This is a genomic window from Bradyrhizobium sp. SZCCHNR1051, assembly GCF_032489615.1.
In the GTDB taxonomy this organism is placed as follows: Bacteria; Pseudomonadota; Alphaproteobacteria; order Rhizobiales; family Xanthobacteraceae; genus Bradyrhizobium.
In genome coordinates this window covers 127562-150634 of sequence record NZ_JAUEYJ010000017.1, presented here as the reverse complement: position 1 = coordinate 150634, position 23073 = coordinate 127562, and the positions used below count along the sequence as shown (strand labels likewise).

Genomic DNA, 23073 nt, shown 5'->3' with positions numbered 1-23073 from the left:
CCACCTCCTCCGACGATGCTTGTTGATTTTGAAAGATGGATTGCCGGGGCAAGCCCGGCAATGACGCGGCTGAGATAACTAACAGGGAGCAACGAATGCCCGAGATCACCGTGAGCATGGCCGCCGGCCGCACCGACGAGCAGAAGGCCAACATGATGCGCGACATCACCAAGGCCCTGGTGACGCATCTTGGCGTCGATCCGGAAGCGGTGGTGATCCAGATCAACGAGGCGCCGCTGACGCACAAGATGAAGGGCGGCAAGACCTTCGTCGAACGCCTGGCCGAGCAGAAGAAGTAGTTGGCCGTCGTCCTGGCGAAAGCGAGGCTATGACATCTGTCTCGACGATCACCGCCGTCGTCCCGGCGAACGCCGGGACCCATACCCCCAGGGAGCGGTTCGAGGCACGCTGGTCATTGGCCCTTTGCCCATCACGACCGCCACGGCGTATGGATCCCGGATCGGCGCGCGCGTGCCGCGCGCTTGTCCGGGACGACAGCGGAGTTTGGAGCAGCCATGGACGCACGTGAGATCATCAAGCCGGGCATGCGCGCCGAGCGTTTGCTCGTCGTGCCGCCGGAGCGCACCGTCGGGCATTTCGTGCCGCACATGCCGATGGTGTATGCGACGCCGATGATGATCCTGGAGATGGAGATGACGTCGGGCGATGCCATCAACCCGGTGCTGCCGCCGGGCTGGGTCACGGTCGGCACCGAGGTCAATGTCCGCCATCTCGCGGCGTCGCCGGTCGGCGCCACCATTCGCACCGTCGCCGAGGTGATCGATGTCGAGCGCCGCGTCATCCGCTTCTCGGTCGAGGCCTATCATGGCGAGGTGAAGATCGGCGACGGCCGCCACGGCCGCGGCCTCATCAATGTCGAGCAGTTCAAGAAGCGCTTCGGCGTGACGTAGCCGCACCGCGCTAGACCGACTGGCCCGTCTTCAACAGTGAGCAGCCGGTGATCTTGAGGCTGCCGTCGGGCTGGGTCTGCAGCGTGTAGAGCGCCTCCCAGGCCTCGCCTTCGGCATCGACGATATGGACGCGCTGCGCGATGCTGCCGTCCTCGACCTGCGCGGCGCCGAACTCGAAGCTGCGATGACGGTAGACCGGCGGGTAGCCGCTCTTGACCATCGCCATGAAGATCTCGACGCTCGGAAACAGCGCCTGGACCTCCGGCGCCGCCTGGGCATAGGCGGTCGCGCCGTCGTCGCGCGCCAGGGCCTGCTCTTGGGCGCGAATCACGCTCTGCGCCGCGCTGGCGTCGGCCGCGGCGGCGGGGCGGACCAGCAGCGCCAGCAGCAGGACGAGCGGCACCAGAATGCGCATGTCGTGTCCTCCATCGGCGGTTCGGATCGATCTATCATGCGCCACGCGCCGCCCGTGACAAGCCTGCCGTGGCGCGTCAATGTCGCGGACCGGCGGCGATCGACCGGCTGGATTGTGTCGACATCGTCACGTCTTCGCGAGCCATGCGGCCGACGCGGTGCCGGTCGCGATGGGACCGGCTTGATCTGGTCCGACCCGGCGCGAATCATGCATGCAGGGCGGCGAACCACACAGGGGCAGCATGACCGATTTTTCCAGGACCCGATCGCTCTTCACGATCCCTGAAGGCGTCATCTATCTCGACGGCAACTCGCTCGGCGCGCTGCCGTCAGCGGTGCCGGCGCGCGTCAACAGCATGATCGAGGCGGAGTGGGGACGGGAGCTCATCCGCGGCTGGAATAGTGCGGGATGGATGGTGCAGCCGCGCCGCGTCGGCGACCGCATCGCCCGGCTGATCGGGGCCGCGCCCGGCACGGTCGTGATGGGCGATACGCTCTCGATCAAGGTGTATCAGGCGCTCGCCGCGGCGCTGTCGCTCAATCCGGGCCGCCGCGTGATCCTGTCCGACAGCGGCAACTTCCCGTCCGATCTCTATATGGCGCAGGGCCTGGTCCGCATGCTCGGCGACCGCGCCACCTTGAAGGTGGTCGAGCCTGAGCAGGTGGAGGCGGCGATCGACGACAGCGTCGCCGTGCTGATGCTGACCGAGGTGGATTACCGCACCGGCCGCATGCACGACATGACGGCGCTGACGACAAAGGCGCACGCAGCCGGTGCGCTCACGGTGTGGGACCTCGCGCATTCCGCCGGCGCCGTGCCGGTCGACCTCGCCGGCGCCGAGGCCGACTTCGCGGTCGGCTGCACCTACAAATATCTCAATGGCGGGCCCGGTGCGCCGGCCTTCATCTATGTCGCGCCGCGTTACGCAGACATCGCGCCGCCGGCGTTGTCCGGCTGGATGGGGCACGAGGCGCCGTTCGCCTTCGATCTCGACTACCGCCCCGGCGGCGGCATCGAGCGCATGCGCATCGGCACGCCGCCGATCATTGCGCTCGCCGCGCTCGACGCGGCGCTCGACGCCTGGGACGGCGTGTCGATGCAGGACGTGCGCGCGGCCTCGATCGCGCTGTCGGAATTGTTCATCGCCGAGGTCGAGACGCGCTGCCCCTCACTGACGCTGGCGTCGCCGCGCGATCCGTCGCGGCGCGGCAGCCAGGTGTCGTTCCGCCATCCCGACGGCTATGCGATCATGCGGGCGCTGATCGCGCGTGGCGTGATCGGCGACTTCCGCGCGCCGGATGCGCTGCGCTTCGGCTTCACGCCGCTCTATCTCGGCGAGGCCGAGGTGCGCGGCGCGGTCGACATCCTCGCGGAGGTCCTCGACAACAAGCTGTGGGACAGACCCGAATATCGCCAGAAGGAGCTCGTGACGTGAGCAACGGTCCCTACGATCCCGCCACCGAAGGTGCGCGGATGAACTTCAAGGGACGGATGTCCTATGGCGACTATCTGATGCTGGATCGCCTGCTCGACGCCCAGGCGCCGCTGTCCTCGGCCCATGACGAGCTGCTGTTCATCATCCAGCACCAGACCTCCGAGCTGTGGATGAAGCTCGCCATCCACGAGATCAAGGCGGCGATGGCGGCGATCGCCAAAGACGACGTGCAGCCGGCGTTCAAGATGCTGACGCGGGTGTCGCGCATCTTCGAGCAGCTCAACGGCGCCTGGGATGTGCTGCGCACGATGACCCCGAGCGAATACACGCTGTTCCGCGACAAGCTCGGCGAGTCCTCGGGCTTCCAGTCGTTCCAGTATCGCTCGATCGAATTCCTGCTCGGCAACCGCAATCTGGCGATGCTGCGCCCGCATGCGCATCACCCCGAGCTGACCGCCGAGCTGGAAGCGATCCTGGCGAAGCCGAGCCTCTACGACGAAGCGCTGCGGCTGCTGGCGCGGCGCGGCTTCTTCATCGGCGCCGACGGGCAGCGCAGCGACTGGCGCGGCACGCGCAGCGAGAGCGCGGAGGTGGCGGCCGCCTGGACCAGCGTCTATCGCGATCCGCAGCGGCATTGGGAGCTATACGAGCTCGCCGAAAAGCTGGTCGACTTCGAGGACTACTTCCGCCGCTGGCGCTTCAACCACGTCACCACGGTGGAGCGCATCATCGGCTTCAAGACCGGCACCGGCGGCACCAGCGGCGTCAATTATCTGCGCAAGATGCTGGAGATCGTGCTGTTCCCCGAGCTCTGGAAGCTGCGCACCGGGCTGTGAGGCCGCGCACTGATCATTCGACAGGAGATTTTCATGCTCTATGCCGTCAAGGACTGGGACAATGCCTACGCCAACGGCCCCAACATCGCCGGTGGCGAGCGCTGGCCCGGCCTGTGGGTCGCGCCGGCGGAAGCCTATCGCACGACATTGGCGGGGCAGGGCCGGGCGAAGCTCGACATCGCCTATGGCGCGCACGACCGTCAGCGCCTCGACCTGTTTCTTCCCGAGGGGACGCCGAAGGGCCTCGTCGTGTTCGTGCATGGCGGCTACTGGATGCGGCTCGACAAGAGCTTCTGGTCGCATCTCGCGCAAGGCTCCATCGCGCGCGGCCATGCCGTGGCGATGCCGTCCTACCGGCTCTGTCCCGAGGTCGGCATCGCCGATATTTCGGCCGACGTGGCGCAGGCGATCGCGCGGGCGATGGACGAGGTCGCGGGGCCGGTGGCGCTGACCGGGCATTCCGCCGGCGGCCATCTCGTCAGCCGCATGATCTGCCGCGGCGCGCCGCTGCCGCCGGAGCGGCAGGCACGGATCAGCAACGTTGTTTCGCTCTCCGGCCTGCACGATCTGCGCCCGCTGCAGCGGACCGCGATGAACGACACGCTTCATATCGATGACGCCACCGCGCTGCGCGAGAGCCCGGCGCTGCTGGTGCCGGTCGATGCTGCGCGTGTCACCGCCTGGGTCGGCGGCGCGGAGCGCAACGAATTCCGCCGCCAGGCCCAGCTGCTCGCCAACATCTGGACCGGGCTCGGGGCCTCCACTGCCTATGTCGAGGCGCCGGACCGGCACCATTTCGACGTGATCGACGAGCTGGCGGATCCGGAGAGTGGGTTGGTGCAGGCGCTGGTGGGGTAGTCTCAAGTAGCGTCGATTGCAGCGCTCGCCCCGTGCTCCGTGCATGCGTTCTGCGGTGACGGCGCAGCGACCTCATCTCCCCTCCCCGCAAGGGGGAGGGGAGCTCATCGTCATCGTGGCGATATCTCGAATCCGGCGACGATCGCGTCAGCTCTCCGCCACCGCATCTCCCCACGCATGGAAGATCTCCGTGGCGCCGCTGTTCACGTCGCCCTCGCGCATCACGACGCTGGGGCAGGCGAATTTCATCGGCAGGGTCTGCACCGGTGCCGGCACGGTCTCGAACTTCGCCGTGAGGGCGTCCATCACCTCCTCCGGCAGGCGCGTATCTGCGCCGACCACGTCACCCTCGCTGGCGTCGATGCGCGGCTGGTGGATCGCCGTATCGAGATCCATGCCGAAGTCCATCACGAAGGAGAGCATCTGCGCCACGGCGGGCAGGATGCGGCGGCCGCCGGAGGCGCCGAGTGCGAGGCGGCGGCCATCGGCCGCCTGCGCCAGCACCGGCGTGTAGTTGGTGAGGCAGCGCTTGCCCGGCGCCAGCGAGTTCGTCGTGCCGGGCGTCGGGTCGAACCACATGATGCCGTTGTTCATCATGACGCCGCTTTGCGGCGCCTGGAATTTCGAGCCGAAACCCGACAGCAGGGTCTGCGTCACCGCCGCCATGTTGCCGTCGCGGTCCACCACCGAATAGTGCGTGGTGCAGGCCGGTGCCAGATATTCGGCGCCGAGCGCGCGCTTGCCGGGCGCATCGCCCATGTCGTTGAGCCGTTCGCGATAGGCCGACTGCATCGCTTCGGCATAGGCGATGAAGGCGCTCGCATCAGGTGTCTTTCCTGATGCCTTCACGCGCGCCTGCATCAGCCGCAAGGCGTGTGCGAGCGTCGGGCCGGCCGTCAGCTCCGGTGTCGCGAACACCGTGCCGCCGCGATAGGGAATGCGCAGCGGCTCGCGGTGATGTGCCTCGAACGCGGCGAGGTCATCCACTGAAAGCGCGCCACCGGCGGCCTGGATGTCGCGGCTGAGCGAGCGCGCAATGTCGCCCCGGTAGAAGTCGCGCGCGCCGGCGCTGGCAAGATGTGCCAGCGTCGCCTTCAACTGCTCCTGCGGCAGCCGCGTCACCGCCTTCGCGCCCCATTGCGGATTCGGCGGCAAACCATCCTTCAGATAGGCCGCGGCGCTGCCGGGATAGCGGCGCAGGTCTGCGGCGCAGCTCGAGATCATCACGGTGGTCCACCAGTCCACCAGCAGGCCCTCGGCGGCGAGCTTCACGCTCGGCGTGACGAGATCCTGCCACGGCAGCCGCGCGTAGCGGCGATGCGCCGCCTCCATGCCCGCGACGACGCCGGGCACTGCGATCGCGCCGGGGCCGTGCAGATTGCGGTCGTCCTTGACGCGGGGCCAGGGGAAGATGTCGGCTGCGACGCTGCCGTCGTTGGCCAGCGGATAGTCCGCGACGTCAAGGCTGTCAGGGGCGCGCATGCCGTAGTCGATCACCTCGACGTGGTTGTCCCTGGCGCGGTACAGCAGCATGGCGCCGCCGCCGCCGAGGCCGCTCATCCACGGCTCGAGCACGCCGAGCGCAAAGCCGGTCGCCACCACGGCGTCGACGCAGTCGCCGCCCGCGGCGAGCACCTCGGCCCCGACCTCGGCGGCGCGCCGTGACTGTGCCGCGACGATGCCGCCCTTGCTGGTCACCGCCGGCTTGCGGATCTGCTGACGATTGGAAAACTGGTACGGCATGGCACTCCCCGATCCCGCCTGATTGTCCGGCGAATTGACACCGCCAAGCCTCGGCACACAATCGGCAACAGCGGGACGCTCCCCAGCCCGGATCGAATGACGGTTGCCTGCGTTGAGGAGATGTTTACCAATGGGTATTATGGTCTTCGGCAGACCAGATCGATCTCGATCAGCGCGTCATAGGCGAGACCGGTGACGCCGACGCAGGTGCGGGCCGGCAGCCGGCCCGGTGGGAAGAATGAACGGTAAGTTTCATTCATTGCCGTGTAATCGCGCTTGAACTCGGTCAGGTAAATCCGAGACATCACAATATGTTCGAGACCAAGATTGAGACCTTGGAGGATGTACTTCAAGTTCTGCATCACAGCCTTCGTCTGCTCCACGATGCCGTCGGGCAGCACGCCCGGTGCCTCCGGTGAATCCGGCATCTGACCGGTGACGAACACGAAGCCGTCGGTCTCGACCGCGTGACTGAACGGCGCCACGGGTTTCGTCGCGCCGGAGATCATGTGGAACTGCATCTGATGTCCTTTTCTTTTTAGGTAAACCGGGAAGTCCAGCTGCAGTCGTCATTGCGAGGAGCGAAGCGACGAAGCAATCCAGAGCCGCGCGTGACGCCCTGGATTGCGTCGCTTCGCTCGCAATGACGGAATTCTGAGAGCCGGCGCAGTCAACTCAGCCCGCATCCTCGAACAGCCGCTTGCTGAGGATCGCGTGCACGCCCCAATTGCCGTCGACGACCTGGGTGACGCCGAAATCCACCGCCGCCGACATCAGCGCGACCGCCTCGTCCTCGCTGAGGCCTTTGATGTGCATCAGGAAGCGGCGCATCTTGCGGAAGGCATCCTTCATCGCGAGGTCGAGCGAGGAGGTCGCGTAGACCTCGCTTTGGCCTTGCGCGCCGAACTCGGCGAGATAGTTCGGGTGGCTGAAGCCGGTCAGCACCCAGTCGGTCGCGGTCTCGATCAGGGGATAGCTGAGGTCGGCAAAGGGCTGTCCGGCGAGTTGCGTCTTCTTGTGCAGGATCACCTGGAACGTGCCGGTCATCGAGCATTCGATCGCGGTGCCGCCGAGCTCGCCGTCGCCCTGCGTGGCGTGGGGATCGCCGACCGACAGCAGCGCGCCGGGAACCGCGACCGGCAGATACACGGTCGCGCCCTTGCCGAGCCGCCAATTGTCGAGATTGCCGCCGAAATAGGACGGCGGAATCGAATCGACGAAGTCGGCCTCGCGTGGCGCCACGGCGATCACGCCGAAATGCGGCCGCAGCGGAATGCGGATGTTGTCGAGCACGCCGTGACGGCGCTTGATGCTGCCGGACGCCACCGGAACGCCGGGATAGTCGTAGGTCGCGTGCACGATTCCGGCCGGATCGGTCTGCGGCTCCCAGCGGTAGGAATAGAGCGCCCGCGCATGCGGCTCGGCGTCGCCGGCAAAGATCTCGTAGATCGTCACCGCCTCGCGCGGCGCCGGCGCCGCAATCAGTTCGTTGTAGTGATAGCCCCACCACGCGGCGACGCTGGAGCCGAAGACGCGGCCTTCATGTTTCGGATTGCGGCTCGGCCGCGGCACGATGTCGAGGATGCGCACCTCGAGCACATCGCCGGGCTGCGCGTCCTTGATGGCGACTGGGCCGGCGCAGATGTGGACGCCAAAGCCTTCGCCGGCGCCGCGGCCGAACACGCTGGCGTCCATCGGACCGGCGCCGCGGCGGTCGACGTTCTTCTTCGCCTTGGTCCAGCCGAACACGCTGAGCGCAGCGGCATCGCCTGAGATCATCAGCTCCGGATCATCGGAGGCATGCTGGGTCAACGTCTCGATCGTGATCGTGTCGCCGGACGAGACCTCCATCTGCGGCGGCAGCGAGCGGCTGAAATAGCCCCAATGCACGCGCTCGGCCGACACCGCCAGATGATGGTGATGCCGCCGCGCGTCCTGGTCGTTGGCTGGCGCGGGCAGGGCGATATCGCTCCTGGCCGCCGCCGGCCTCTCGCAGACGCGCTGCTGCGCCAGCGCATCCTGCGGCCAGCCGCGCTGACCGCGCGGGGCCGCCGACGTCATCGCCTGTTCCGCCTTCTGCTGCCGGAACTCGCGCGGCGACAGGCCGAAGCGGGCGCGGAAGCTGCGGCTGAAATGCGCTGAATCGGCGAAGCCGTAGCGATAGGCGATCTCCGAGATCGAATGGTTGGCTTCGGCTGGATTGGACAGGTCGGTCCAGGCCCTCTGCAGCCGCCGTTCCCTCACGTAGTGACTGAAATTATCACCGGCGCCTTCGAACAGTTTTTGCAGATAGCGCTCTGAGATGCCTTCGGCCTGGGCCACCCGCGCCGGCGTCAGCTCGGCATCGTCGAGCCGCCGCTCGATGGTCTGGCAGATCCGGTGCAGGATCGCGGCCTGCGTCGCGCTGCTGCCGGCCTCCGTTGCTGGCACCGCCTGCTGATGCGCGAGCGTCAGCAGCAGATCGACCAGGCTCTGCGCGACCGTGCTCCATTCGGCGTCGCTGAGCGTTTCGAGCGCCCGCGCGGTGGCCTCGATGGTGCGGCAGATTACGTCGGCAAGGCCGCTTGGCGCGATCACCTGTGGGGCGGCCAATTTCAGCTTGCCGCTGATGCGGCCATGCAGGGCGTCTGATGTCACCGATAGCCCGATGGCGCGCAGATCGCGCTGGAACGCGATGTTCCAGTCGCCGACGCGCGGCAATAGCATCAGATGTCCCGCGGGGACGATGCGATGGCTGTCGCCGCTGCGGAGCACGGCGCCGTCGTCGATCGCGAGCAACGCAATCGGCAGGTCCTCATGGGCTTGCGGAACCGCGGTGATGACCTGCGAGCCCGCCGCCAGCCGCGACAGCGCGATACCCGGCGCGCTGCGATGCGAGGCGGTCGCATGGCCGTCATAGAACGGCGCCTTGGCAGCCGGCTGCAACCCGACCGCGTTCAGGACATCACGCCACGCCTCAGGACGCTCGTCCCGCGCGTAGGATTCACTGGTGAACGGACGAAAACTCATGGCACGACCCGGGTCCGGGAATTCGAAGCAACCCCCGTGCCAGATGAGTTTGACGGTCTGTGGTGTGCTGGTGTTGCTCAGTCGTTGGCTCCGAAACTCGTTGCGGTAGGCGCTGTCGCCGCGAATGCAGTCTGTTCCCCTCCCCCTTGTGGCTACGGGATGCCCGAAAGCGATTCCAAGCGATTTCTGGATGTGATTCAAAGTTTTCGACCGGTTCGGTGGAGAGCTTTGAATGTCATTTGGCGATATTCGAGTTGCGGAGCGGGCTGACTGGCTGATCGAACGGGTGGCGACAGCAGGCACGCTGGTCTTGCGGAAGTTGGGGGAGACGCGAGCCGGCGAGAAGGCCATTCACCGATTTCTGTCCTCGCACCACGTCTCGGTCGATCGGATCGTCGAGACGCTGGCGGCTCGGACTGCGGCTCAATGCGTGGGACGGCGTATTCTGGCGATCCAGGACACGAGCGAGATCAATTTCTCCGGCCGTGACAAGAAGCGGCGCGGCTTCGGTCCTGGCGGGGACGGAAAAACACCCGGCTTCTTCATCCATCCCGTGATTGCCCTCGACGTCGAGAGCGAGGCGGTGTTGGGACTTGTCGACGCGGAAATCTGGACGCGCTCAGCCGGACGAGTTCCGGCTCGCCGCAAGCGAGCGATCGAGGATAAGGAGTCGATACGCTGGCTGTATGGCTGTCAGGCGGCTGCCGGCGTCTTATCGGAGGCGGCCAGCGTCACGATGGTCGCCGATCGCGAAAGCGACATCTACCCGTTGTTTACGCGTAAGCCGGAAGGGCTCGATCTGATCGTGCGTGCTGCGCAAGATCGCTGCCTGTCCGATGGCAAAATGCTGTTTGCAGCGCTTGCCGAGACGAAGGTGCTGAAAACAAGCCTCGTCAAGGTGGCGCCGCGCGGCCCCGGCGATAAAGGGCGCGGGGCGACCGTCGAGCTTCGCGCCGGAAGCGTGTCTCTTGCCCGGCCACAGAGCCTGAAACGATCAGAGGCCTGCGATGCCACCGAAATGACTTTGATTCAGGCGCGTGAGATCGATGCGCCCGCCGGCAAAACACCGTTGTTGTGGCATCTGCTCACGACCCATTCCGTTGCCAGCGCGGCAGATGCCGAACAGATCGTGCAACTCTATCGATTGCGCTGGCGCATCGAACAGGTCTTCCGTGCTCTCAAGAGCGATGGCTTGGCTCTCGACGACAGTCAGGTCATCGATGCCGATCGCATGTTCAATCTCGCGGCGATCGGGCTTGCTGGCGCTATCCGGACCATCCAGCTTGTCGACGCCAGAGACGGCAGTCCCCGTCCCATGAGCGACGTGATCGACCCGGCCTTCAGACCAGCTCTGGGGCACCTATCAAAAACGCTCGAAGGCAAGACCGCGCGGCAGCAGAACCCACATCCTCCCGATTCCCTCGCGTTCGTCGCATGGATCGCGGCACGCCTCGGCGGCTGGAATTGCTACGGTAAACCACCAGGGCCAAAGACAATGCGAGACGGCTGGGATCGTCTCGCTGCAATGCTTGAAGGCTATCTACTTGCAACCCAAAGCATAAAACCGGGAATCCCGTAGCCCCTTGTGGGGAGGGGCTAGGGGAGGGGGCCCACAACGGCGGTCTCGCCGCGTGGCGCCCCCCTCCCCAGCCCTCCCCCACAAGGGGGGAGGGAGCATACCGTCCGTGATGTGAGAGTTTGCGCCACGTCGAATCAATCACACCGGAACACGTTCTTCCGGATCGTGCCGTGGACGCCCCAATTGGCATCCACCACCTGGGTGACGCCAAAGTCGGCACCGACCGACATCAGCGAGATCGCCTCGTCCTCGCTGAGATGATGCACCGTCATCAAGAAGCGGCGGAGCTTGCGGAAGGCGTCGCGCATCGCGCGGTCGAGGCTGGAGTGGCTGGCGATCTCGGTCTGCGCGTTGGCGCCGAGCTCGGCGAGATAGTTCGGATAGGTGAAGCCGTAGACGGACCACGCCTGGTCGGTCTCCAGCAGCGGATGGGTCAGTCCTTCGAGCTGGGTGCCGCCGAGGTCGCTCTTCTTGTGGAGGATGAACTCGAAGTCGCCGGTCAGCGAGGTCTCGATCGCGGTGCCGCCGAGCTCGCTATCGCCTTGCGCGGCATGGGGATCGCCGACCGAGAAATACGCGCCGGGCACGGCGACCGGATAATACATCCGCGCGCCCTTGCCGATGCGCCAGTCGTCGATGTTGCCGCCGGTGTAGCTCGGCGGAATCGAGGAGACGTAGTCGGCCTCCGACGGCGCCAGCCCCATGGTGCCGAAATGCAGCCGCGCCGGCACCTTGATGTTCGGCAAAATGTTCTCGCGCCTCCTGATCGTGCTGTGGTCGACCGGCACGCCGGGATAGTCGATGGTCGGATGCACGATGCCGTCGGGATCGGTCTGCGGCGTCCAGACGTAGTTGTAGACCGCCTTGGCGAACGGCTCGCCCGATGTGTCGAGCTCGAAGATGGTGATGACCTCGCGCGGCTTCGGTTCCTCGATCAGGTCGTGATAGTGGAAGCCCCAATTGGCGGCGGCGTTGGAGCCGAAGCACTTGCCGGCATGGCAGCCGCACCGGCTCGGCCGCGGCTTGATGTCGAGGATGCGCACCTCCAGCACGTCGCCGGGCTCGGCCCCCTCGATCGCGACCGGGCCGGTCAGCAGATGCACGCCGACGCCCTCGCCGGAGCCGCGGATGAACGGGCCTTCGGTCGGGCCCGAGCCGCGCCGTGCCACCGCCTTGTGTTCCCTGGTCCACTTGAACACGCTCTCGGCGCCGGGATCGTCCTTGATCATGCGCTCATAGTCGTCATTGGCGTGATGCGTCAGCGTCTCAATCGTGGCGCGGTCGCCGGAGCGCAAGGTGAGAGCCGGTGTCACCACCTTGGAAAAATACCCCCAATGGATGGTCTTCGGGGATACCGGCAGCAGATGGTGCTTCATGCAAGGGCCTCATGAAAGATCGGACGCGAGATCGTTGATGTTGATGTGAAGGATGAACTCATGCGACCGCATCCTTCGGCCGCTCTGCCTCCATCACCGAGAGGAAGCGCGCGGTCAGCGGGTGGCGCGGGTTGGTCAGCACCTCATGGGCCGGTCCGTCTTCGAGGATGACGCCGCCATTGAGGAAGGCGACGCGGTCGGCGACCTCGTCGGCGAAGCGGACCTGATGCGTCGAGATGATCATGGTCAGACCGTCGTCGACGGCGAGGCGGCGGATCACCTCCAGCACCTCGTTGACCAACTCGGGATCGAGCGCGGAGGTCGGCTCGTCCAGCAGCAGCACGCTCGGGTTCGGCGCCAGCGCGCGGGCAATCGCCACGCGCTGCTGCTGGCCGCCGGAGAGATGCCGCGGCAGCGCATCGGCGCGATGCGACAGGCCGACGCGGTCGAGCAACTCGGCCGCGCGGCGGTCGGCCTCGAACCGGCCCAGGCCGTGCACCCAGCGCAAGGGGCCTGCGACGTTCTCCTTCGCCGTGAGATGCCCAAACAGGTTGAACTGCTGGAACACCATGCCGACGCCGACGTTGGCGCGCTCGTTGGCGACCGCGCGCGGCGTCAGCCTGCGCCCCTGCTCGTCGAAGCCAAGCTTGCGGCCGCCGACGCGGATCTCGCCGGCGTCCCAGTTCTCCAGATGATTGATGCAGCGGAGCAAGGTGCTCTTGCCGGAGCCGGAGGGGCCGAGCAGCGCGATCACCTCGCCGATGCGCACCGTGAGATCGAGCCCGTCCAGCACTTTGTTGCCGTCATAGGCCTTGCGCAGCTCCTTGACCTCGACCGCGACGTTGTTGCGGGCGATGGTCGCGGCGCGCCTGGCGCGATCCTCGATCGACAGGGCGAGGGGCGGCGTTTCTTTCAGTTCGGCGGGCTCCGGCGGAGCGGCCTCGACGGTAGGTGCGGTCTTCGCAAGGTCCAGCTTTGCCGCCGGATCGACGCGGCGCCATGGCAGGTAGTCCGCCAGCTTGCGTTGTTTGGCCGTGCGGTCGAGATCGAGCAGCCATTCCAGCGCGAGCTGGATGACGCTGATCGCGCCGGTCAGCACGAGATAGATGAGACCCGAGGCGAAGAAGATCGAGAAGAAGTCGAAGGTGGAGGAGGCGAGCTGCGTCGAGCGCAAGGTCAATTCCTGCACGGCGATGACGGAGGCGAGCGAGGAGTTCTTCAGTGCGCTCACCGCCTCGTTGCCGAAGGCGGGGATCATGGTGCGGATCGCCTGCGGCGCGATGATCCGGCGCATCAGCACTGATGGCGTCATGCCGAGCGCCTGGCCGGCCAGGAGCTGGCCGCGATCGACGCCGAGCACGCCGGAGCGCAGCATCTCGGCGATGAACGGCGCCTCGTTGCAGGCGAGCGCGAGGCCCGCCGCCAGCACCGCCGGCAGCTTGATGCCGATATGCGGCAGCGCGTCGTAGGCGAACACCATCTGCAGGATCAGCGGCGTGCCGCGGAAGATCACGGTATAGCCGCGCGCAATCGCGGCCAGCAGCCAGAACCGGCTGAGCTGCATGCCGGCGAGGATGAGGCCGAGGACCAGTCCGCCGATCAGGCCGAGCGCGGTGACCTGCAGCGTGAGCTCGATGCCCATGAGCAGATACGGCATGCTGAGATAGTGCAGGAAGAGGGACATCGGTGATTGCAGCCTGATGAGTGCCGTAGGGTGGGCAAAGGCGCGAAGCGCCGTGCCCACCGTGGTGTTTCGGAACAGCGTTGGTGGGCACGCTGCGCTTTGCCCACCCTACGAAGTTGGCTCACATGCACACGTCAGCCGCTGAACTTGGAGTGTCGCCGAGGAGCCGGTGCGCTCCCTCCCCCCTTGTGGGGGAGGGGTGGGGAGGGGGGTGCCCAGCAAAGACCGTCATCTGTGGACCCCCACCCCCTCCCCGCAAGGGGGAGGGGAGCGCGCCGTCTTCGCCGCTATCTCTCGCGTCGAACGGAGCGGTGCTCTTAGTCCGCCGTCAAAATATCCGGCTCCTTGAAGTTGGCGGGATCGAGCTGCCACTTCTTCAGCAGCTCCTGATGGATGCCTTCCTTCTGCACCTCGATCAGCGCGGCGAGCACGGCGTCGCGGAACTTCGGCTTGTCCTTCGGCACGGCGATGCCGACCGAATAGGGGATGGTCACGGCGATCGCCTTCTCCAGCTTGTCCGGATAAGCCTTCACCGCCTGGTCCACCGTGTTGACGTCGTTGACATAGGTGTCGGCGCGACCGGCGAGGATGGCCTGGATGCAATTGGCGTTGTTGTCGTAGAGCTGCAGCGTCGGCTCCGGCTTGCCTTCGGCCTTGCACTTCGGCGCGAGGTCCTGGATCAGCGGCACCTCGACATAGCCGGTGTTCTCGGCCGCCGCCGCGCCGCACATCGTCATGTTGATCCCGTTGATGCCCTTCGGATTGCCCTTCGCGACCAGCACGCCGTCGAACACCTTGGAGTAGGTGATGAAGTCGGCGGCCTTGGCGCGCTCCTTGGTGGCATAGATGTCGGAGATGACGATGTCGGCCTGGCCGCTCGCCAGCGTCGTCAGCAGCGCGGCGAACGTCACCGGCTTGTAGGTCAGCTTGAAGCCGAGGCAGTCGCCGATGGCTTCGCCGAGGTCGATGTCGAAGCCGACATATTTGCTCGGATCCTTCGGGTCGATCGATTCGTAGCCCGGTGTATGCGGATTGATGGCGTTGACGAGCGTCTTGCCCTTCCAGTCCGGATATTTCTCCTTGAGCGCCGCGCACCCTGCGGGCGTCGCCGCCTGTGCGTCGATCGGCGCGAGAAGTCCCGTCGCAATGATGGCGCAGAGCGCGGCAAGCCACGCGCGCCGCGCTCCAGTGAATAGCCTCGTCTGCATGTTGCCAGCTCCTTCGAACGATGTGTCGCGCTGGTCCGGCGGTGAATTGGTGCCGTCGCCCCGGTCCAAGCTCGACGGCAAGCTTAGGTGCGAGCCTGCGCGGATGGCTTGTCCGTAGGCGCACAAAATATTGGATCGTGCCGGCGCAAGAATTGAGCACGCATTGCTCAAATCCGCGCCGCCGCGACGGACCGGCGCGCACGCGTCAAGTCCGCCTGCGCGGTCCTCGAAGATTCCGAAAGTCGAATATCGGTCACGCCGGCGACGGGGCAGGTGCGCACGGCGCTAGCGCCAAGATGGAGGTGGCGCCACGTCACGCGTCAGGATCGTGGCGTCGCTGCGTCGCTCCGCCCATGCGTATGTGCATTGCGATAACTCGTGTCGCAGGCTTGGCGGCAGCGGAGCTGCCGACTACGATGCGGCCGCACAAGTTGCTGATCTGTTTGTTGAGGTGTCTGCAATGCTGTTCCGTTTTACGGGACAACCATCACTCGGCCAATTCGCAGTGCGGACACTGATCGTCGTCGCCTACGCAATCATCTTCGCGCCCGTGATCATGATCGTGGTGACCAGCTTCTTCGCGCAGGAGATCGTGAGCTTCCCGCCGCCTGGCCTGTCGCTGAAGTGGTACGCCAACGCGCTGAGCAAGCCGGAATTCCTGCGCGGCCTCGTGACGAGCTTCCAGGTCGCGCTGCTCGCGACGGCGATCGGCGTGCCGCTCGGTACCGCCGCGGCGCTGGCCATCGTGCGCGGCGAGTTCCGCGGCCGGCAGGCGCTGAGCTCGTTCCTGCTGGCGCCGCTGGCGGTGCCCGGCGTGGTCGCCGGCTCCGGCCTCTACATGTTCTACGTGCTCGCCGAGGATCTGCTCGACCGCGACATCAAGGCGACGACGGAAGGGCTCGTGGCCGCGCATACGCTGCTCGCGATTCCCTGGACGGTGCGGCTCGTCGTCGCCAGCCTGCAGGGGCTCGACCGTGCCGCCGAGGAGGCCGCCGCCAATCTTGGTGCGAGCCCGTTCACGGTGTTCCGCCGCATCACCCTGCCGATGATGCGCTCAGGGATCGTTGCGGCCGCGATGTTCTCCTTCATCCAGAGTTTTGAAAATCTCGATCTGTCGATGCTGCTGGTCGGTCCCGGCCGCATTACGCTGCCTGTTGCCATGCTGAACTATCTCGAATTCCGCATCGATCCGACGCTCGCCGCCGTCGCCACCGTGCAGATCGCGCTGGTCGGACTGCTGATGGTGGTGACCGATCGCTTCGTCAAATTGTCGCGGGTGGTGTGATGGCGCAGCTCACGCTCGAGAAGCTGACCAAGCGCTTCGGCACCTCCATCGGAGTGGAAGGATTGGATCTCTCGGTCAACGAGGGCGAGCTGGTCGCGCTGCTCGGGCCCTCCGGTTGCGGCAAGACGACGACCTTGCGCATGGTCGCGGGCTTCCTGCCGCCCACGAGCGGCCGCGTGCTGTTCGACCGCGAGGACGTCACGCATCTGCCGGCCTACAAGCGTGCCACCGGCATGGTGTTCCAGTCCTATGCGCTGTTTCCGCACATGAGCGCGGCCGACAATGTCGGCTTCGGCCTGGAGATGCGCGGCCTCAACGCGGTCGCGCGAAAGATCAAGGTCGCCGACGCGCTCAAGCTGGTACGGCTGTCGCATCTCGCCGACCGGCTGCCGCGGCAATTGTCCGGCGGCCAGCAGCAGCGCGTGGCGCTGGCGCGGGCGCTGGTGATCAATCCGCGCATCTTCCTGCTCGACGAGCCCTTGTCGAATCTCGACGCCAAGCTGCGCGCCGAGGTGCGGCTCGAGATCCGCGCGCTGCAGCAGCGGCTCGGCCTGACCACCTTGATGGTGACGCATGACCGCGAGGAGGCGCTGACCATGGCCGACCGCCTCGTGGTGATGGAGGGCGGCCGCGTCCGCCAGATCGGCACGCCGCAGGAGCTGTACGACTCGCCGAAGGATGCGTTCGTCGCCGACTTCGTCGGCCGTTGCAACATCGTGGCGGGCCGGCGGGCGAACGAGAGCCAGTTCCGCACCAACGGCGGCCTGCTGCTACCGGTCGATGTCGCCAGCGGCGAGCGCGGCGATGCCGATGCTTTCGCGCTGCGGCCTGAACGCATTGCAGTGGTGGCCGGTGAGTCCGGCGAGGTGCGCGGCCGCGTGCTGGCGATCACCTATATGGGCGCGCAGAGCGAATATGTGGTGGCGATCGGCGACGAGACGCTGGTGGCCGTCAGGCCAACGCCCGACGCGAGCGAGCCGCTGGCAACACTCAAACCGAACGATCCCGTGTCCCTGGAATGGGACCGCAAGGTCCCGCGTCTCGTGCCGCAGACAGCTTCGTAAACACCATCCATTCACAGCAAGAGGTTCTCCCATGATTTCGCGACGTCACTTTCTCTCTGCCAGCGCCGGTGTCGCCGCGCTGGCGTCCGGCATGCCCTCTGCGCGCGCCGAGGGCGGACAGGTCGTGGTCGGCACCTGGGGCGGCGACTACGGCCAGTTGCTCTCCGATATCATCGACAAGCCGATCATGACGCCCAGGGGTTTTGAGATCGTGCAGGACGTCGCCAATGCCGATCCGCGCAAGACCAAGCTGCTGGCCGAGCGGCAGAGCCGGCGCGGCTCGATGGACGTCGCCTGCCTGTCCGACAACGACGCCTACATCGTGTCGCAATCGGATGTGTTCGAGAAGGTCGATGCGGCGCAGGTGAAGCGGCTGGACAAGGTGTTCCCGGAGCTCCGGAGCGAGATCGCGATCCCGCACATCTATTCGGCGCAGGTGATCCTCTACAACACCAACCAGGTGAAGACGCCGCCGCAATCCTTCGCGGATCTGTGGGATCCGAAATGGCGCGGCCGCATCGGTCTCGCCGACATCCTCTATCCCAACAACACGCTGGCGGCGGCGCTCGCCGGCGGTGGCGGCGTCAGCAATCTCGATCCGGCCGAGAAGAAGCTGATGGAATGGCGCTCGCTCGACGTGAAGATCTATCCGTCCAACGAGGCGCTGGCGGCGGCGCTGAAGTCGGAGGAGGTGTGGCTGACCACGATGTGGCTCGCCCGCGGCTTCATGTGGAAGAAGTCCGGCATCCCGCTCGCCCATGTCGTGCCGAAGGAGGGCACGCCGGCGATCGTGTTCCAGGCCTCGGTGCCGAAGAACGCCAAGAACAAGGCCGGCGGCTTCGCCTATCTCGACGCGATGCTGGACGCCAAGGCGCAAGGCGGCTTCGCCGACAAGATGGGCTACGTCCCGACCGTCACCGACGCCGTGCTGCCGGAGGACCTCGCCAAGCAGGTCAGCCTGACCGAGGCTGAGCGCGCCCGCCTGCTGAAGCCGGACTATGCCTATGCCGCAGGGCGCTCGCAGCGCACGCTCGACTTCTGGAACAAGGAGTTCAAGGCGTAAGTCTTGAACTCCCGCTCCTGCGGCGCAGGCCGCAGGAGCATGCGGCTGATGCGCCGCTCATCTGCAATCGGAGCTCGCGCGATGGCGCTGCTGGTCGTTCCTGCCTGTCTGCTGGTCCTGGCGCTGCTGGTCGGGCCGATGATCCTGATGTTCCGGATCTCGCTCAACCAGTTCAGCCCGACCCAATTGATGGTGCAGGCGCTGTCGCCGGACAACTACATCAAGGCGGCGACCGATCCGTACTACCAGCAGATCATCCTGGCCACGCTGGGCATCGCGCTGCTGTGCACCTTGCTCACGCTGATCCTGGCGTTTCCGGCGGCCTATTGGCTCGGCCGCATGGAGAGCCGCTGGAAGAGCCTGGTCGTGATCGCGACGCTGTTTCCGCTGCTGGTCGGCAATGTCGTGCGCTCCGCCGGCTGGATGGCGCTGTTCGCGCGCGACGGGCTCGTGAATACGAGCCTGATGAAGCTTGGCCTGATCTCCGCGCCGCTCGAGATCATGTACACGACCAAGGCCGTGATCATCGGCATCATCGCCGTGGTGCTGCCCTACATGATCCTGACGCTCTCGGCGGTCATCGAAAGCATTCCCCGCGACCTGGAATATGCCGCCGCCAATCTCGGCGCCTCGGGCGCGCGGGTGTTCTGGCGTGTGATCCTGCCGCTGTCCGGCCCCGGCGTGGCCGCCGGCTCGATCCTGGTCTTCGTTCTGTGCATGAACACCTATGCAACGGCGGTGCTTCTCGGCGGCCCCCGATTCAAGATGATGGCGCCAGCGGTGTACGACCAGTTCGTGCGCGGCAACAACTGGCCGTTGGGGGCCGCGCTCGCCTTCATGCTGCTCGCTGTGACCATGGCCTTCACGGTGTTCGGCAGCGTGGCGTTCGCACGGCGATATCGGACGGGGTAGGGCGTTAGGCGTCATTGCGAGGAGCGCAGCGACGAAGCAATCCAGACGTTTTTCTCGACCCTGGATTGCTTCGCTGCGCCCGCAATGACGGGATTACAACTACGTAGGGTGGGCAAAGGCGCGAAGCGCCGTGCCCACCATCTCGACAGAGGCTAGACGCATGGTGGGCACGCTGCGCTTTGCCCACCCTACGTTTCTACAATGAGGACACGCGGGAATGACGGACCAAGCCACGACGCTGCCGGGCGATGAGCTCGCCTTCATCCGGAACAAGGGCGCGGCGCCGATCGTGCCGAAGGCCACGTCGCGCGATCGCGGCATCGGGCCGTTCAAGCGGCTGGCGCTGCGCAGCGCCATTGTGATCGACGGCACCGGCGCGCCGCCAATCGGGCCGGTCGACATCATCGTCGAGGACGGCCGCATCGTCAGCATCAAGAAGGTCGTTGGCTACGGCTATGCCGGCAACGCCGGCGAGCCCGCCGATCACGAGATCGACTGCCGCGGCAAATGGGTGACGCCGGGCTTCGTCGACTGCCACGCCCATGCCGGCGTGGCCTATCACTCCGCCAATGGCTGGGTGCCACCGGTCGACTATGTCTACAAGCTCTGGCTTGCGCACGGCGTCACCACGGTGCGCGAGATGGGCTCGATGAACGGCCTGTCCTGGATGCTCGACCAGAAGCAGCGTGCGGCTGACAACACCATCGCCTCGCCGCGGCTGCTGGCTTACGCCTATTTCCCGGCCGTCAACGACATGGTCAAGACGATCTACACGCCGGAGCAGGGCCGGAGCTGGCTGCGTGCGGTGAAGGAGCGCGGCGCCGACGGCATCAAGTTCTTCGGCGCGCCGCCGGCGATCATGGAGGCCGCGCTCGACGAGTGCAAGACGCTCGGCTTGCGCACCGGCTGCCATCACGCGCAGATGGCGGTGTCGCGCATGAACGCCCTGACCACGGCGAAATGGGGCCTCACCAGCGCCGAGCATTATTACGGCCTGCCGGAGGCGCTGTTCGAGGATCGCGTGATCCAGAACTTCCCGCTCGACTACAACTACACCGACGAATATTTCCGCTTCTCGGTGTCGGGCCAGATGTTCAGGCAGGGCGCCGAGCCCGGCTCGGCCAAGTGGAACGAGGTGCTGGAGCAGTTCCTGGAGATCGGCTTCACCTTCGTGCCGACCTTCACGATCTACGACGCCAATCGCGACCTTATGCGGGCGCGCCAGGCCTATTGGCACAAGGAGTACACCTGGAAGTCGATGTGGGACTACTTCACGCCGCAGCGCGGCGGCCACGGCTCCTACTGGTATCGCTGGTCGACCCAGAACGAGATCGAGTGGAAGGAGAACTACCGGCTCTGGATGGCCTTCATCAACGAATACAAGAACCGCGGCGGCCGGATCTGCACCGGCTCGGATTCCGGCTTCATCTATCAGATCTTCGGCTTCGGCTATGTCCGCGAGCTCGAGCTGTTGCAGGAGGCCGGCTTCCATCCGCTCGAGGTGATCCGCTCGGCGACCTCGCAGGGCGCGGCGCTGTGCGGCCTCGAGAACGAGATCGGTACCATCGACATCGGCATGCGCGGCGACATGCTGGTGCACGACCACAACCCGCTGACCGATTTCAAGCTGCTCTACGGCACCGGCGCGATGCGCTTCAACGACGCCACCAACGCGGTTGAGTGGCATCGCGGCCTGAAATACACGATCAAGGACGGCATCATCTACGATACCGAGGAATTGCTGGCCGACGTCCGCGAGCTGGTGAAGGCGAGCTGGGAGAGCGACGTGCCGGAGAAATACGCCGCCAAGGATAAAGACAAGGACGCCGCGGCGCCATGAGCGCCGGTGCAATCGACTTCTTCGTCCTCACCGGCTTCCTCGGCTCGGGCAAGACCTCGCTGCTGCGCGACGTGCTGAGCGCGGAGACCGGCTCGGACACCGCCGTGATCGTCAACGAGGCCGGCGAAATCGGGCTCGACGGTGTGCTGCTGCGTGAGAGCGGCGACGACGTGCCGATGGCGATGCTGTCGAACGGCTGCGTGTGCTGCCAGGTCGGCAGCGATCTCGCCTTCACCATCGACCGCCTGATCATGGCGCCGCGCCCCGCCGGCCTGCCGCCCTTGCGCCGGATCATCCTGGAGACGTCGGGCCTGGCGATGCCCGGCCCGGTGCTGCGCCAGCTCGCGACGCTGGCCGAGCACCGCATGCGCGTCGCGGTCGTCGCAACCTATGACCTGACGCGAGGGCTCGCCGTCGCGACATTCGAGGAAGCTGCGGCGCAATGGGCGGCGGCGCATCGCATCGTCGCGACCAAGGCTGATCTTGCGCCGCAGGCGCTGACTGAGGCGCCGGTTACGATCGCGCAGCTCAACCCGGTGGCGGAGGTCGTTGCCGGCGCTGATCGGGCAGCCATCGTCTCGGCCGCCTTCGCACCCCTCGTAGCCGCGTTGCCGCTACGCGAGGTCGCCCCCGATCTGGCAACCGCGCATCCGCGCCTCGCGCTCTGCCTCGTCCGCCCGCGGGCTGAGATCGCCTATGCCGATCTCTCCGGTTGGCTCGACAATGTCGCCGGCGCGCTCGGCGAGCGGCTGCTGCGCATCAAGGGTCTCGTGAAGGTCCAGGAGGCGCCGCGGCCGCTGCTGGTCGAAAGCGTCGGCACGATGTTCGCGCCGCCACGGCAATTGACGGCCGAAAAACTGCCGGCGCCCTTCATCGTCGTGATCGCGCGCGACATTGTCCGCAATGAGCTCGAACAGGTCGAGCCGTCGGGCCTGTTCGCATTCTCCTGGCGCGAGCCGGACAGCGCGGCAGCCCGGCCGCGCGGCATCCGCGCCGAGTGGGTCACGTAGATTGCGCGCCGCCGATCGTGCTCAGACTGCGTGACGGATAGCGCAGAGCCACGTCGAACGGGTTGAGCTTGCCGGCCAGCGCCTGCGCCTCGCCCTGCAGGATCTTGACCACATGCGGCAGGCGATCGGCGTTCAGCCGTTCGGCCAGCGTGCCGACACTGAGCGCCGCGACGGCGCGGCCCTGCGCGTCCAGCACAGGCACGCCGACGCCGGCCATGCCGGGAATGAGCCCGGTGCTGGTGTTGACCCAGCCCTGCGCGCGCGCCTGCGCCAGCGCACTGCGCAGCGAGGCTTCGTCGAGGAAGCCGCGATCGAGCAGGCGCGGGATGTTGAAGCGGATCACCGCCTCCCGCTCGTCCTCGGGCAGGTTGGCGAGAATGGCGAGACTGCCCTGGCCGAGTCCGAGCGGCACCTTGCCGCCGATGTCGCCGGTGAAGGAGCGGATCGGAAACGGACCCTCGACGCGGTCGAGGCAGACCGCATCGAAGCCGTTGCGCACCAGCAGGAAGATCGTGTCGCTCAGGGTCGCCGACAGCCGCAGCAATGCCGGCCGCGCGGCCTCGCGCAGGCCGCTGGCCTGGCCGGCGCGCGCGGCAAGCACGTAGAAGTCCAGCGCGAGGCGATAGCGCTTTCCGGCCGCCTGCTCGGCGAAACCCTCCGCGGCGAGGTCCTGCAGCATGCGGTGCGCGGTCGGCTGGCTGCAGCCCGCGACCTCGGCGATGTCCTTCAGCCGCAGCCCGTCGGGGTCGCCCTCGGCGAGAATGCGCAGCAGCTTCAGGGCCCGGCGAAGGCTGGAGGCAGAGTCGGTGTCGGATGCAGTCATCTGATTGATTGAATGGGAGCGC

General features: G+C 66.4%; 20 protein-coding genes. 12 read left to right on the top strand and 8 right to left on the bottom strand.

Annotated features, from left to right (window positions below; genetic code table 11):
• Positions 1-35 precede the first annotated feature (35 nt).
• Together QW868_RS21550 and QW868_RS21545 are read left to right on the top strand one after the other, a co-directional pair.
• Positions 36-299 (top strand): tautomerase family protein, encoded by a 264-nt coding sequence (locus QW868_RS21550; RefSeq protein ID WP_315736622.1) that lies wholly within the window; start codon positions 36-38, stop codon positions 297-299.
• Between the two features lie 216 nt (positions 300-515).
• On the top strand, positions 516-911 hold the full coding sequence (locus QW868_RS21545; protein ID WP_316231461.1) for a thioesterase family protein: 396 nt from the start codon (positions 516-518) through the stop codon (positions 909-911).
• 10 nt (positions 912-921) lie between these two features.
• Here QW868_RS21545 and QW868_RS21540 read toward each other — a convergent pair whose 3' ends face one another.
• Positions 922-1326 (bottom strand): DUF4864 domain-containing protein, encoded by a 405-nt coding sequence (locus tag QW868_RS21540; protein ID WP_316231460.1) that lies wholly within the window; start codon positions 1324-1326, stop codon positions 922-924.
• A 241-nt stretch (positions 1327-1567) separates the two neighbouring features.
• On the opposite strand from QW868_RS21540, the gene kynU reads away from it, so the two are divergent.
• The 3 genes from kynU to QW868_RS21525 are packed head-to-tail and all read left to right on the top strand — an operon-like array spanning position 1568 to position 4455.
• Positions 1568-2761, top strand: a complete 1194-nt coding sequence (kynU, locus tag QW868_RS21535; RefSeq protein ID WP_316231459.1) for a kynureninase — start codon at positions 1568-1570, stop codon at positions 2759-2761.
• Positions 2758-3597 (top strand): tryptophan 2,3-dioxygenase, encoded by an 840-nt coding sequence (gene kynA / locus QW868_RS21530; RefSeq protein ID WP_316227451.1) that lies wholly within the window; start codon positions 2758-2760, stop codon positions 3595-3597. Before kynU ends, kynA begins: the two co-directional genes overlap by 4 nt.
• Positions 3598-3630: 33 nt before the next feature.
• Positions 3631-4455 (top strand): alpha/beta hydrolase, encoded by an 825-nt coding sequence (locus QW868_RS21525; protein WP_316231458.1) that lies wholly within the window; start codon positions 3631-3633, stop codon positions 4453-4455.
• Positions 4456-4602: 147 nt separating this feature from the next.
• On the opposite strand, the gene QW868_RS21520 is transcribed toward QW868_RS21525, so the two are convergent.
• From QW868_RS21520 to QW868_RS21510, 3 genes are all read right to left on the bottom strand, one after another.
• A complete protein-coding gene (locus QW868_RS21520; RefSeq protein ID WP_316231457.1) occupies positions 4603-6198 on the bottom strand; it encodes a gamma-glutamyltransferase family protein in 1596 nt (531 codons plus the stop codon).
• Between the two features lie 137 nt (positions 6199-6335).
• Entirely contained in the window at positions 6336-6719 is a 384-nt protein-coding gene (locus tag QW868_RS21515; protein WP_316231456.1) for a RidA family protein, read from the bottom strand.
• A gap of 154 nt (positions 6720-6873) precedes the next feature.
• On the bottom strand, positions 6874-9207 hold the full coding sequence (locus QW868_RS21510; RefSeq protein ID WP_316231455.1) for an acetamidase/formamidase family protein: 2334 nt from the start codon (positions 9205-9207) through the stop codon (positions 6874-6876).
• Positions 9208-9439: 232 nt separating this feature from the next.
• Between QW868_RS21510 and QW868_RS21505 the strand changes: the two genes are divergently transcribed.
• Positions 9440-10786 (top strand): IS4 family transposase, encoded by a 1347-nt coding sequence (locus tag QW868_RS21505; protein WP_315798036.1) that lies wholly within the window; start codon positions 9440-9442, stop codon positions 10784-10786.
• Between the two features lie 134 nt (positions 10787-10920).
• Here the strand turns inward: QW868_RS21505 and QW868_RS21500 are convergent, their stop codons facing one another.
• The 3 genes from QW868_RS21500 to QW868_RS21490 form a co-directional block, all read right to left on the bottom strand.
• Entirely contained in the window at positions 10921-12162 is a 1242-nt protein-coding gene (locus QW868_RS21500) for an acetamidase/formamidase family protein (RefSeq protein WP_316231454.1), read from the bottom strand.
• Between the two features lie 58 nt (positions 12163-12220).
• Positions 12221-13846, bottom strand: a complete 1626-nt coding sequence (locus QW868_RS21495; RefSeq protein ID WP_316231453.1) for an amino acid ABC transporter permease/ATP-binding protein — start codon at positions 13844-13846, stop codon at positions 12221-12223.
• Between the two features lie 317 nt (positions 13847-14163).
• A complete protein-coding gene (locus QW868_RS21490) occupies positions 14164-15054 on the bottom strand; it encodes an ABC transporter substrate-binding protein (RefSeq protein ID WP_315754808.1) in 891 nt (296 codons plus the stop codon).
• Between the two features lie 460 nt (positions 15055-15514).
• Here QW868_RS21490 and QW868_RS21485 point away from each other — a divergent pair, with 460 nt between their 5' ends.
• The 6 genes from QW868_RS21485 to QW868_RS21460 all read left to right on the top strand — a co-directional run bounded on the left by QW868_RS21485 (position 15515) and on the right by QW868_RS21460 (position 22228).
• On the top strand, positions 15515-16339 hold the full coding sequence (locus tag QW868_RS21485) for an ABC transporter permease (protein ID WP_315736634.1): 825 nt from the start codon (positions 15515-15517) through the stop codon (positions 16337-16339).
• Positions 16339-17403, top strand: coding sequence for an ABC transporter ATP-binding protein (locus tag QW868_RS21480; protein ID WP_316231452.1), 1065 nt, complete (start codon positions 16339-16341; stop codon positions 17401-17403). Before QW868_RS21485 ends, QW868_RS21480 begins: the two co-directional genes overlap by 1 nt.
• A 31-nt stretch (positions 17404-17434) precedes the next feature.
• Positions 17435-18466 carry a PotD/PotF family extracellular solute-binding protein gene (locus QW868_RS21475; protein ID WP_315736636.1) on the top strand — a complete coding sequence of 344 codons (1032 nt, stop codon included), beginning with the start codon at positions 17435-17437 and terminating at the stop codon, positions 18464-18466.
• A gap of 81 nt (positions 18467-18547) precedes the next feature.
• Positions 18548-19378, top strand: coding sequence for an ABC transporter permease (locus tag QW868_RS21470; protein WP_316231451.1), 831 nt, complete (start codon positions 18548-18550; stop codon positions 19376-19378).
• Between the two features lie 217 nt (positions 19379-19595).
• A complete protein-coding gene (locus QW868_RS21465; RefSeq protein WP_316231450.1) occupies positions 19596-21218 on the top strand; it encodes an amidohydrolase family protein in 1623 nt (540 codons plus the stop codon).
• Positions 21215-22228, top strand: coding sequence for a CobW family GTP-binding protein (locus QW868_RS21460; protein ID WP_316231449.1), 1014 nt, complete (start codon positions 21215-21217; stop codon positions 22226-22228). The genes QW868_RS21465 and QW868_RS21460 overlap by 4 nt, the downstream gene beginning before the upstream one ends.
• Here QW868_RS21460 and QW868_RS21455 read toward each other — a convergent pair.
• On the bottom strand, positions 22221-23051 hold the full coding sequence (locus QW868_RS21455) for an IclR family transcriptional regulator (protein ID WP_316231448.1): 831 nt from the start codon (positions 23049-23051) through the stop codon (positions 22221-22223). The two genes, QW868_RS21460 and QW868_RS21455, sit on opposite strands and share 8 nt — an antisense overlap.
• Positions 23052-23073: the final 22 nt, after the last annotated feature.